The 11542-nt window shown below is 56.5% G+C and carries 11 protein-coding genes; 7 read left to right on the top strand and 4 right to left on the bottom strand.

Annotated elements, in window-relative coordinates:
* On the bottom strand, positions 1-468 hold a 468-nt coding region (locus CPT76_RS32465), incomplete at its 3' end, for a helix-turn-helix transcriptional regulator (protein ID WP_146116506.1).
* 130 nt (positions 469-598) lie between these two features.
* Here CPT76_RS32465 and CPT76_RS32460 point away from each other — a divergent pair.
* Positions 599-1006 carry a nuclear transport factor 2 family protein gene (locus CPT76_RS32460; protein WP_258169028.1) on the top strand — a complete coding sequence of 136 codons (408 nt, stop codon included), beginning with the start codon at positions 599-601 and terminating at the stop codon, positions 1004-1006.
* A gap of 82 nt (positions 1007-1088) precedes the next feature.
* Here the strand turns inward: CPT76_RS32460 and CPT76_RS32455 are convergent, their stop codons facing one another.
* Positions 1089-1688 (bottom strand): TetR/AcrR family transcriptional regulator, encoded by a 600-nt coding sequence (locus CPT76_RS32455; RefSeq protein ID WP_105445810.1) that lies wholly within the window; start codon positions 1686-1688, stop codon positions 1089-1091.
* Between the two features lie 164 nt (positions 1689-1852).
* On the opposite strand from CPT76_RS32455, the gene CPT76_RS32450 reads away from it, so the two are divergent.
* Positions 1853-3517: an MFS transporter gene (locus tag CPT76_RS32450; RefSeq protein ID WP_219845489.1), complete on the top strand. Its 1665-nt coding sequence runs from the start codon at positions 1853-1855 to the stop codon at positions 3515-3517.
* Between the two features lie 189 nt (positions 3518-3706).
* Here the strand turns inward: CPT76_RS32450 and CPT76_RS32445 are convergent, their stop codons facing one another.
* Positions 3707-4960: a peptidase gene (locus CPT76_RS32445; protein ID WP_105445808.1), complete on the bottom strand. Its 1254-nt coding sequence runs from the start codon at positions 4958-4960 to the stop codon at positions 3707-3709.
* A gap of 223 nt (positions 4961-5183) precedes the next feature.
* On the opposite strand from CPT76_RS32445, the gene CPT76_RS32440 reads away from it, so the two are divergent.
* A complete protein-coding gene (locus CPT76_RS32440; protein WP_089549234.1) occupies positions 5184-5648 on the top strand; it encodes a GlcG/HbpS family heme-binding protein in 465 nt (154 codons plus the stop codon).
* 102 nt (positions 5649-5750) lie between these two features.
* Here the strand turns inward: CPT76_RS32440 and CPT76_RS32435 are convergent, their stop codons facing one another.
* Complete coding sequence (locus tag CPT76_RS32435) at positions 5751-6980, bottom strand: aminopeptidase (protein ID WP_105445807.1); 1230 nt, start codon at positions 6978-6980, stop codon at positions 5751-5753.
* Between the two features lie 206 nt (positions 6981-7186).
* Between CPT76_RS32435 and CPT76_RS32430 the strand changes: the two genes are divergently transcribed.
* From CPT76_RS32430 to CPT76_RS32415, 4 genes are all read left to right on the top strand, one after another.
* A complete protein-coding gene (locus tag CPT76_RS32430) occupies positions 7187-8107 on the top strand; it encodes a DoxX-like family protein (protein ID WP_105445806.1) in 921 nt (306 codons plus the stop codon).
* Positions 8104-8748, top strand: coding sequence for a DUF4166 domain-containing protein (locus CPT76_RS32425; RefSeq protein ID WP_105445805.1), 645 nt, complete (start codon positions 8104-8106; stop codon positions 8746-8748). The genes CPT76_RS32430 and CPT76_RS32425 overlap by 4 nt, the downstream gene beginning before the upstream one ends.
* A complete protein-coding gene (locus tag CPT76_RS32420; RefSeq protein ID WP_181153193.1) occupies positions 8738-10366 on the top strand; it encodes a YndJ family protein in 1629 nt (542 codons plus the stop codon). Before CPT76_RS32425 ends, CPT76_RS32420 begins: the two co-directional genes overlap by 11 nt.
* A gap of 96 nt (positions 10367-10462) precedes the next feature.
* The coding region (locus CPT76_RS32415) for a GntR family transcriptional regulator (RefSeq protein ID WP_105445803.1) at positions 10463-11542 on the top strand (1080 nt) is incomplete at its 3' end.

Below are 11542 nucleotides of genomic sequence, written 5' to 3'. Positions count from 1 at the left end.
GACAATGGTTGCGGCGCTGCGACTCATAACCGCCTGCAGCAGCACTTCCAGACACTCGGCAGACATGCTGCGCCTGGGGCTCCAAATCGCCATTTTACCGGTTAAGCGGCTAATTCTCTCTTTCAGGTCCGGCGGGAGATAGTGATAGAACTTGTCGAGGGCGGAAGCGGCCGCTTTACCGAACGGGACGGAGCCAAAATAAGCCAGCGATTGGGAGGCGAAGAACAAGGCGGTCGCTTCGCTTTCGGTAAAAGCGATTGCGGGCAGCAGCCGCTCGTTTAACAGGCGGAAACCGCCGCCCCGTCCTTGAACGGAGTACACGGGGATGCCCAGCTCGCCAAGCTCGATGAGGTCCCTGGATATGGTCCGCTGGGACACGCCCAGCTCATCCGCAAGTTCGCGGAGGGTAAAGTTTTTCTTAGCATTGACGAGCATGATAAGCCGGATCAACCGCTGGGATTTATACATCGGCGTCCCGTCCTTTCATTTTTTTCTCAAGTGTATCACAAAAACAAGACAGTACCTGTCGTGTTTAAACGATATAATGAGCTCATAAGATTTGGAAAGGCATAATCAACCCTATAGAGGAGGATGCTGTATGGAACCAATGGAAAAGGGAAACGAGCGCAGTCTGCAAGCGTTTAATGCATTTCGCCGGGCGATTGAGGAAGGGGATACGGGGGCGTTTGAAGCGCTGGTGACCTCTGATTTTGGTTTTATCGTCCCGATCCCTTTTGAGGAATGGCAGGGAGAGCAGAGGGGAACCGGGAGGTTCCGGGAATTGGTCGAGCTTGAACGGGCGAGCATGAGCGCCAAGCTAACGCCGGTCACCTGCGTGGAGCAGGAGGATACCGGAATCGTTATCTTTCAAGCGGAGGGGATCTTTAACGAAATGCCGTACACGAATGAGCTGGTGATCGTGTTCCGTTTCGAGCAGGAACGGATCCGCTCCTTCCGGGAGTATGTGGGCGTCACTTCCCACCTGCTTGCGATAGCGAAGTCGTAAGGCATGAAAACGGGCAAGGCCGGGAATAAGCACGAAGGGTGCCCTCGGTCTTGCCTGCATGTTTGCTGCCCGCGGCGCCATGTTATTCGGTTGTCCGGCGGGACGGAGTGGGCTCATCAAACTGCCGGTCGATCAGCACTTGGCAGGCGTTCAGAAAATATTCGGCATGGTAGTACCCCTTATCCATGTAGGCACTCATCATGGCGCCATCCTTCAGCAGCTGAAGCTGGTAAGTGAGCTGTACCGGGTCGCGGGCGCCGGCCTGGCGGGCAATATCCTCAACATTTTTCCATAACGTGGAGCGGTATGTCATGGCTGCCTGGTGTCCGGGATGGTCCTCATCCGGAAACTCGACGATGGCGTTCATAAAAGGACAGCCGCGGAATCGGGAGCTCTTCATCCGTTCAACCAATTCCTCCAGAAGGGCATAGAGCTGCTCTTTGGGCGAATCGGGGAACTGCCGCTTCACTTCTTCAACGGCTTCCATTCTAGTCTTGGAGCGCAGCTCTAAATAGGCCACAACCAGATGGTCCTTGGTCGGAAAGTTGCGGTAAAAGCTGGCCTTGGCGACCCCCGACTCTTCAATGATCCGGTCGATCCCTACAGCGCGCACGCCTTCGCTATAAAATAAATCGGACGCCACCCTCAGTATCCGTTCTTTGGCGGATTCCTTCTTAGTCATTCTAATCACCTGTTCCTAAAATAAGGTCAATTCGCTGTTGACATGAGACAGATCTGTCTGTATCATACGATTATCAAACGAGACAGATCTGTCTCATTTATTTTAATGGCTGATTCCGGTTGCTGTCAAATATCCGGACCCGCCAGAGGAGGATGAAGCAAGCGATGAACCAACCGGTCAATTCCATTCCCGCGCCTCTTGCGCAGGCAGCGGCTGAGCCGCGCCAGAGGCCGCGTTTAATGCTGGCGGTGATGCTGCTGTCCGTATTTATGGCCGTAGCGAACATTTTTATCATCAATGTGGCAACCCCTTCGATTCAGCGGGGGCTTCACGCCGATTTCTACGGCGTACAGTTCGTCGTTTCGGCCTATACCTTGTCTTATGCCGTGGCCCTAATTATCGGCGGGCGGCTGGGCGACCAGTACGGACGGCGGAAGATGCTCCTGATCGGCGTGGCCGGCTTTACATTAACATCCTTGTTATGCGGCATTTCGGGCAGTGTCGGTGTGCTTACGGCCATCCGCGTGCTTCAAGGCTTTAGTGCGGCGCTGATATCGCCGCAGGTACTGTCCCTCATTCAGGCGCAGTACCCGCCGGAGAAGAGGGGAATGATCTTCGGGCTGTATGGCGCAGCCCAGGGATTGGCCGCTTCGACCGGCCAGCTGATCGGCGGTTTGCTGCTCGGCTGGAATCCGTGGCATCTCGACTGGCGGCTGGTCTTTTTCTTCAGCGTCCCGATCGGATTGATTATCCTGGCGATGGCTCCGTTCGTTCCGGAATCGAAGGATTCGGACCGCTCGCGGATGGACTGGTTCGGTGCGGCCATGGCGGCAGCAGGACTGCTGCTCCTCGTGTATCCGCTGGTCCAGGGGCAGAAGGAGGGGTGGCCGGCACTGCTCGTCATCAGCCTGATTCTGTCCGGCCCTGTCCTCGCCGTATTCGTATGGACGCAGCGCAGGCTGCTTGCCAAAGGACGCCGGCCGTTTATGAACGTAAGGCTGTTCGGCCAGAAAGCATTCAGCTTGGGCCTGGCCGTGATCTTTCTCATGATGACCGCTCAAGCCGCCTTCTTTCTGATCACGGCCTATTTGCTGCAAATGGGGCATGGATTCAGTGCCCTGAAATCCGGATTGATCATCCTGCCCATGGGCATCGGGTATTTTCTGGCCTCGCTGTTGTCACCGAAGCTGGCGGGCAAAATTGGAGCCCACGTCCTTACGGTCGGTTCGGTGCTGACCTCCGTCGGCTATTTCGCGGTCGCGCTGACGATCTGGGCCACCGGGTGGTCGCCGAACGTATGGTTCTGGCTGCCGGCTCTGGTCCTGCTGGGCATAGGCCAAGGCTTTATCGCCGCGCCGCTGACCAATGTGGTGCTGTCCAAGGTAGAGAAGCAGGATATCGGGTCGGGCTCCGGCATTTTGACGACGGGGATGCAGCTCGCCTCTGCCATCGGTATCGGCCTCATCGGAATTGTCTGGATGAGCTCATTAAGCCATTATGCCAATCAGGCGGAGGCGCGGACCGAGCTTGAACTGCGGCAGCATCTGACATCCTACGCCTTGTCGGAGGAGCAGGGGCAGACGGCGCTGGCCAGGCTGCGTGATTGCTTCCCGGCAGCGGCCGGTCAGGCACAGGCGGCTCCCGGCGCATGCAAGGTTACCGCTTCCGCTGCCGGGGGTGCCGAGAGGCTGGTGGCGGACGGCGTATCGCAGTCGAATGCGCGCAGCTACACGAGCGCCTTTATCCTCAGCATGACGGTGCTTGGATTCTACACGATGCTGATCATTCCGATGACGGTCGCTCTCGCCGGGAGAAAGCGGAAGAGCTGAAGGCGCAGCGGACGATCGGGCAAGGGATTGAAGATCGTCCGAGGCTCGCCAATTATCGGATGAACGGGTCCCGCCCGTGAATCAGGCAGCCCTAAGTTATACGTTCGTACCTCCAAAAAAACCCTGCCGATTCTTCAGAAGAATCGGCAGGGTTTGGGCGCTTTTATGCAAGCTGCGTATACGTTGATATTACTTAGGCTGTACCGTATCGGCGTCCGACGTCACAATAATCGCTTCGGCATTCGTGATGCCGGGAATCGATTTGGTCATGATTGGAGAATGATAGGCGATAATTTTGGTGCCCGGGAGAAGCTTGGTATCGCCGCCCATCGTTGGGATGACCGGCGTATCTTTCGAGATGTTCAGAATGACGTCGTTGTCGGTGGAATCATCGGATCCTACGTTTACATAGACCTGATCGGCCGAAGCCCGGTCCGATGCTTTAACAGTACCTTCAATTTTGACCGTTTCCGCCTTCTTCACCACGATTTTGCCGGCATGCGTCTGGGCCGGATAAATCATCGTCATGATATCGCTGTAATATGCGTCCACGCGGATATCCGCCTTCAGGGCATCCTTGGTCAGCGCCTTGCCGTCTTCGTCGACGATTTGGGTTTTGTCATCGACGGAGAGGATGACGTAGTTGACGCCGCCCTTGTCATGCGCCTTGCCGACGACCGTCACTTTGCCGTCCGCCGTATTGGTGACGATGCCATCTGTGCCGGCTTTGAGTTCCTGATCTGTATTTCCGGTTTCACCACTTCCGGTGTCTTCCGTGTTCACGATCACATAATTCGTTCCGGCTTGAGGCGGCAGGCTCATGGCCACTTCAGGACCATAGAAAGCTCGGATGCTCGTGCCCTCTTTAATGTCGCCGCTGGTCAGCGCCTTGCCGTCCTGGCTGAGGATGGTGGCTTTATCGGCCAGGTGCAGAAGAATCGTGTCCTCATTAGAGGTGTAGATATCGGTTCCTCTGACCAGGATGCCGTTCTCTCTCACTTCGGATACGGTACCATCAATGGCGGTAAAGCTCTTATCCTGAACGACAAGCGTTAGCGCCGTGCCGCGGGCCGGAAGGCTTTTCGTAATATTCGGACCGTAGAACGCCTTCACGACTTTTTTCTCATCGATCACGGTTTTCAGGGGAACGCTTTTCCCGCGGGCATCGACGATCTTGGTCTCTGGCGTGATGGCCAGGACGATCTGGCTTTGATCGCTTGGAGCCAGCCCCCGTCCCGTAACCGTAACGGATTTGCCCGTCTTGTCGTTCACGAAGTCCGTGATTTGTCCCCATGTGGCAGGAACCACTTTGGCCTCATGTTGAACCTGGCCTTGTCCGCTTTGAGCGGCTGCGGGCAGAACCTCCTGGGCGCTGGCCGCAACCGGAACGGCTGCCAGAGCGAAAATTGATGCGGTTGCCAATACTTTGTAAATTTTGTTCATCTGTCATTTTCCTCCTCTATATGGCGTTCTTGCGAGTGCGGATCGGAATGTTTCACCGTGCATGCAATTGGTAAATGATGCTTGCTCTTCATAATTCCTGACGAGGCGGTCATGCCAAATGTTGCACATTGCAGGCAAATTCACAGCGTTCTCCGTCCAATAACACGCTTATGGGCTGGCGGCCATACAATGGGGAAAGAACATTGAAGCTGGAGGTAGCCTGATCATGAAAATGACGCTGGATCTTGCCAAAATGCTGCTCGAAGCAGCCGAGAAAAAAGCCAAGGAAATGGGGCTGGCGGAGGACATCGCCATCGTGGACGACGGCGCGAACCTGGTCGCCTTTCACCGGATGGACCACGCCCGGATCGGGGGCATCGATATCGCCCAGAACAAAGCCTGGACCAGTGTGGCCCTGCAGATGCCGACCTCGAATCTGACCAGAACGGCTCAGCCCGGGCAGCCATCCTTCGGGATCAATACGACGAATCAGGGCAGGGTGGTCATCCTGGGGGGAGGAATTCCGTTAAAAGCAGGTGATGTCATCATTGGGGGCATCGGGGTCAGCGGAGGGACGAGCGAGCAGGATATCCAGGTGGCGGAGGCCGCCGTGCAGGCTTTTGAGCGCTGGATGCAGCGGTCGGACCTTCGGAGCATCTCGTTTCGGATTGGATCGAATCAGTCGTAAAGGCTGCTCTCACAGCACGGCTGGAACCGATGACAAGAAAAAAACCTCCATCCGGCCTGCATGTGAGGCGGGTGGAGGGCTTTGCTTAACTAGTATGGTGGATCAGAACGCCCAGTTGCCCTTACGGAATACAGGTTCCCTTTGGCCGTCCGCCGTGATGCCGTCGATGTCCATGTCCGCAGAGCCGATCATGAAATCCACGTGGATCATGCTGTGATTCAGCCCGGCACGGTCAAGCTCTTCCCGGGTGAGCGAGGTTCCGTTCTCGATGCAGGTCGGGAAGGCTTCGCCCAGGGCCAGATGGTTCGATGCATTTTCGTCAAATAACGTATTGAAGAAAATGAGCCCGGTCTCCGAGATCGGCGAGTGGTGCGGCACAAGCGCGGCTTCGCCCAAATAGCGGGCCGACGCGTCCATGTCGAGCATGCCTTTTAAAAATTCGTATCCTTTCTCTGCCGTAAAATCGACGACTTTTCCGTCCTCAAACGTCAGGCTGAAGTTCTCGATCAAGTTTCCCTGGTAGCTGAGCGGTTTGGTGCTGCGGACGGTTCCCCGGGTCCCTTCCCTGCGGGGCGAAGTGAACACTTCTTCCGTCGGAACGTTCGGGTTGAACTCATTGCCCGCTTCGTTTCGGGCGGTACCGCCGTTCCAGACATGATGCTCCGGAAGCTCGATCAGCAGGTCGGTGCCCGGAGCTTTATAATGAAGCTGCTTGTACTGCTTGCGGTTCAAATATTCGCGTTTGCTGCGCAAATTCGCATTATGCTCGTTCCAAGCCTGGATGGGATCGCCGCTGCTCACACGGGCAGTTTGGAAGATCGCCTCCCACAGCGCCTCGACCGCGGCTTCCGGTGCCAGGTCCGGGAAAACCAGCTTCGCCCAGGCTTCGGACGGAACGCCGATAATGGACCAGGTCATTTTGCTTGCGGACATATAATCCCGCCACTTGGAGAGTGCGGCGCTGGCCGCTTTGGAATGAGCTGAGATCCGCTTGGGATCCACACCCTTCAGCAGCTCGGGATTGGCCGATTCGATAAAAAGAAATGCCCCGTCGTTCTCGGCGAATTCCTGAACCCACTTTGCTCTCCACACCGGGTACTCCTCAAAAGCCTCGTCAGGAGCGAGATGATACTTCAGCTGTGTGCTGATTTCGTCCTGCCACTCAATATGAACCAGCTTCGCCCCGGCTTGATACGCTTGCTTGGCGATCATGCGCACGAATTCCGGCACATGGATCGGAGCGCTGATCCACAAGGACTGCCCCGGCTGAATATGAACCGCAACATGGACGGCGAGCTCGGCGTATTTTTCCAAACGGTCTAAAAAACTCATGGACTTTTTCCTCCCCAACATCGGCAGATTATAACAATCTATTAAGGATTCGCCCTTTCTTCGCCAGTTCCTTCCAGCTTTCGCGCCGCCGGAGGCCTCCAAACAAATGCCATCGGTGTATGATCTTGTCTAAACAGGAAGGAATTTAGAAGGACATCGGGCTTTTTCCGCGAATTAGGAAGGGAGCAAAGCAAGGGGGAGACGCCATGAAAAAGCAACGGCCCATCTATGTGCAAATCGATATCGACACAACGATGGATAAGCTATGGGAATATACCCAGAACCCGGATTTGCATACCGTATGGGATGCCCGGTTTACGGAAATTTCGTATTTGCCGCGGGCACAGGATGAGCCTCAACGTTTTATGTACCGAACCCGGATCGGCATGGGCATCGATATTGCAGGCGAGGGAGAATCGGCGGGACAAGTGGAGAAGGAATCCGGGGACCGGGTCTCCTCGCTGAAGTTTTGGACGCATGACCGGCTGTCGCTAATCCGAAAGGGCAGCGGGTATTGGAAGTATACGAAGAAAGACGGCGGTATCGGCTTCGAGACGCTGTACCAATATGAGTCGGCTTTCGGCGCGGCGGGGCGTCTTGCCGACGCCTACCTGTTCAGGCCGCTGCTCGGATGGGCGACGGCTTGGAGCTTTGACGCGTTAAAAATGTGGCTGGAGCAGGGATTTCATCCGAAGCTGCTGCTCCAGCGCTTTCTCACGTATTGGACCGTGTGCGGGGTGATCGCGTTTGTATGGCTGTACCACGGTCTCGTTCCCAAGCTAATCATGGCACATCCGGACGAAATTCGTATGATGGAAGCCGTAACCGGGAACATGGGCAGCGGTGTGGCGATGATCCGGATGGTCGGCATACTGGAAATGCTCTTTGGACTCGTGTGGTTGCTGCCGCTGTATAAGCTGAAGCGCCCGCTGTTTATTCTCCAGATCGTTGCCATCTGCGGTCTGACCGCTTCTGCGGGGATCGGGGACATCGGCAGTTTCGTTGCCCCGTTTAATCCCGTGACGCTAAACGGTATGCTGATCGTCCTGTCGCTGATCGGCTACGGGAACAGCCGACATCTGCCCAGTGCCGCCCGCTGCCGCCGAAAGAAGGCAGGTGACCTATGAAATCGATCTATGAACAGGAGCTCGGCGATACCTATCAGCTGCTGCATCCCAAACTGCAGGAGCGTTACCGGCTGACGGGAGATGCGGTGTTTACCGGGGCCGGCCGGATGGAGGAAATCAGCGGCGGTTCGTTCGCCGTACGGGCCATGATGGTGCTGGGCATTCGGGCCCGTCTGTTCTTTCCCGAGCGGGGCCGGAACATCCCTTTTGTTATCCACAACAAAGTATCCCGGGATGCAAAGGGCCAGGAGACGGTACATTGGGATCGGACGTTTGATTTCCGGGGCAAAAAGCGCCATTTCGATGCCGTGATGAAATGGGACAGCGAGGAGGAGCAGATCCTGGACTTGTTCGGCAAGCCGGCGCTGCTCGGCTCCTCCCTGTCCCTCCACGTGGACGACAAAGGAGCCATGCACATCTCCTCCAGAAGCCAGTGGCTGCCCCTGTTCGGCATGCGGATCCCGCTTCCCCGTGTTTTTCACGGGGCGGCCCAGATCGTGGAGTCCTACGACGAGGAGCGGCAGTGCTTCCGGATTCGGGTGCATGTGCGCAATCCGCTGTTCGGCACCCTTTTCGCCTATAAAGGGAGCTTTACGGGAACAAGGAAAGACGGGAGCGGAGGAAGCCGGGATGAAGCGTAACGCGTGGTTCGGATTGCTGCTGTATGTGATGTTTCTCGGCGTCAGCGGGCGGCAGCTTCAAGTGCTTGAAGCGGTGCTGATGCTGGCGGTGCTGGTGCTGGTTCCGGGATTCCTGATGCTCGTGGATGCCCGCTTGCGAAACGGGAAAACGATGGCTTTGTACAAAATCATGACGATCCTTTACCCCCCGGCTGCCGTCTGTGCGGCACTCTCCTTCATGGGAGATATCCCGCTGTTATGCCTTCCCTGGGTGGCTTTTACGGTGATTACGGCGCTGTATGGGCTGAGACGGCTGCTGGAGAGGGGGCTGCATCCGCTTGCTGAAACCGCGGTGGATTTCGGACTGATGTACTTGGCCGGGGGCGGTTTCTGGTTCCTGGCTGCGTCGCTGCATTGGCGCATAATGGATTTTTCGGACGTGCTCATCATGCTGACAGCCGTTCATTTTCATTACTCTTCATTTATTATCCCGATCCTGGCCGGGCTGCTGGGGCGAAAAATAACGGTTGGACGGAAGCTGTACCTAACCTCGACCGTCATCATCATGCTGGCCCCGGCCGGCATTGCGCTGGGCATTGCTTTTTCCACCGCCCTTGAGTTCATTCTGGTGGCGGCGTACCTGGCTGCCCTGTACAGCTACGGACTGCTTGTTTTCAAAGCTTCCTTTACCCGGCGGGAGGCCAAATACCTCATTTCTTTTTCGGCGCTCGTATTGATGGTGACGATTCTGTTCTCCCTGATTTACGCAGCCGGAAGGGCGATGGGGTTCGGAAGTCTCTCGATCAACCGGATGATCTGGATTCACGGCTTCACGAACGCGGTAGGCGTAGCTCTTCCGTCGCTTGCGGGCTGGCTGCTGGAGGGAAACTTCCCGAAGGAGAGCTATTATGGCAAACCGGTAAGCTCCATCACTGGCGGAAGGCATATCGGGCGCCACTTCTTAAGCAGGAAAGGACTCCTTGACGAAACGGCATCCTACTCAGGGCTGGTCGACCGGATCGACGGGTTTGACTCCGCCTCGTTCCGCGCCCGGAGACTGTCGCCCGTCATTCGGGATTTTTACGAGCATACCGATCAGTACGCGATGCGGGCCGACATCCGCTGGGCCGGGTGGTTTAGGCCGCTGGCTGTGGTCTATCAAGTCATCAGCCGCCGGATCGGGCAGATCCATCTTGGCACATTTAAAGGGTGGCAGGGGATGTACGGCCGGGTTCTTCCGGTGGCGTCGGGAAGGGACGGAAGGCAGCGGGTTCGCGCCTGGCAGCGTTTGAACGGGCAGGGGGAGGCAATTTTCATTGCACTCTATTCCCTGCATTGGTTCGGAGACGAGCCCTACATGAATATCGCCCTGCCGCTGCCGGGCGCCAATATGACCGGGATGCTGCGCCTGTATAATGAAGGCTCCGGGCTCGTCTTGACCAGCGCCCACAGCCCTGCTCACCGGGGCGATGAGGGCATTTACCTGCATGCCTCATGGTTCACGATGCGTTTGCCCCTGAAGGAAACCTTCTGGATCCGGGAGGGGGAGTCCGGACAGCGGCTGACGGCCCGCCACCGGATGTGGATTTTCGGACTCCGTTTCCTGGATATCCGGTACGATATTCAGCGGTCCGGATGAGCCCGCGGCTGGGCAGCGGCGTTGACATGTATGTCCCATGGGATATAATGCTAAAAGGAAGATGACCGAAAGATCAGGTATTGGAGGATTATTGTCATGAGCCAGGACAGGGAGCCGCTGTACATTCAAATACAAAACCATTTCAAGCAGTTGATTGCTTCCAGGCAGCTGAAGGAAGACGACCGGATTCCGACCGAGAAGGAGCTGATCGACCAGTTTCAGGTGAGCCGGATCACCGTGGCCAATGCGCTGGCCGAGCTGGCGGGCGAAGGCTGGATCTACCGGATTCCGGGCCGGGGAAGTTACGTCAAGGGCGTGCCTGAGAAGTACATATCGGGTAATCCGGTCTCCCTCGTCTCTGAGGCCAAATCGTCGTCGGCTCCCAAGATCGGGCTCGTGTTTCCTTCCATTGAAGATTATTTTGCCATCCAAATGGTACGGGGGATCCGCAGCGCGCTGTCGGGGAGCAAATACTCGCTGGTCGTCATGTTCACTTACAATTCCAAAGAACTGGAGAAGGAAGCGATCCGCGAGCTTCGCAGCACGACGGACGGGCTGATTATTTTTCCGGTGGATGCCGAGGTGTACAGTGAAGAAATTATCGCGCTGAAGATGCAGAATTACCCGTTCGTCCTCCTGGATCGGCATCTGCCCGGCGTAGAGACGAACGTGGTCCTGTCCGATCCGGCTCTGGGTTCCATTCTGGCGGTGGATCATCTGTGGGAGCTGGGACACCGGAACATTGCGATATGCTCGGATTCTCCAATACCGACGGTGACGGTCGATGAACGGATTCAAGGATATAACGAAGCGCTGAAGAACAAGGGCGCGATGATCAATCCTGCTTTGATTCTTACCGACTTCAGCATCCCAACGGGGCGTTCCCGTACGGATCACCCGCTGTACCGCTTCCTCAAAAGCCGGATGGCGACGGCGTTTATCGCGCTGAACTGCAAGCTTGGGGTCAACCTGTGGTCCATGGCCAAGGAATTGGGGCTGGATGTCCCGGGTAACCTGTCCATCGTCACGTTTGATAACCCAAGTCCCATGCTCGAAGAGCTCAGCGTATTTACGTATATCGATCAAAGCGAGGAAGAGATGGGGCGCGAGGCGGCAAGCCTGCTGCTGGACATTTTGGAAGGGAACATCAAGGACGTCAAGTATACGAAGCGGATC

This window comes from Paenibacillus sp. AR247 (genome assembly GCF_002968895.1).
Classification (GTDB): Bacteria; Bacillota; Bacilli; order Paenibacillales; family Paenibacillaceae; genus Paenibacillus_AQ; species Paenibacillus_AQ favisporus.
This window is presented reverse-complemented; position numbering and strand designations above follow the sequence as displayed.

Bases quoted from the DNA above. Each gene is read 5' to 3' on its own strand.
- CPT76_RS32460 (WP_258169028.1), top strand. From the start codon at position 599: ATGGAACCAATGGAAAAGGGAAACGAGCGCAGTCTGCAAGCGTTTAAT.
- CPT76_RS32455 (WP_105445810.1), bottom strand. From the start codon at position 1,688: ATGACTAAGAAGGAATCCGCCAAAGAACGGATACTGAGGGTGGCGTCC.
- CPT76_RS32450 (WP_219845489.1), top strand. From the start codon at position 1,853: ATGAACCAACCGGTCAATTCCATTCCCGCGCCTCTTGCGCAGGCAGCG.
- CPT76_RS32445 (WP_105445808.1), bottom strand. From the start codon at position 4,960: ATGAACAAAATTTACAAAGTATTGGCAACCGCATCAATTTTCGCTCTG.
- CPT76_RS32435 (WP_105445807.1), bottom strand. From the start codon at position 6,980: ATGAGTTTTTTAGACCGTTTGGAAAAATACGCCGAGCTCGCCGTCCAT.
- CPT76_RS32430 (WP_105445806.1), top strand. From the start codon at position 7,187: ATGAAAAAGCAACGGCCCATCTATGTGCAAATCGATATCGACACAACG.
- CPT76_RS32425 (WP_105445805.1), top strand. From the start codon at position 8,104: ATGAAATCGATCTATGAACAGGAGCTCGGCGATACCTATCAGCTGCTG.
- CPT76_RS32420 (WP_181153193.1), top strand. From the start codon at position 8,738: ATGAAGCGTAACGCGTGGTTCGGATTGCTGCTGTATGTGATGTTTCTC.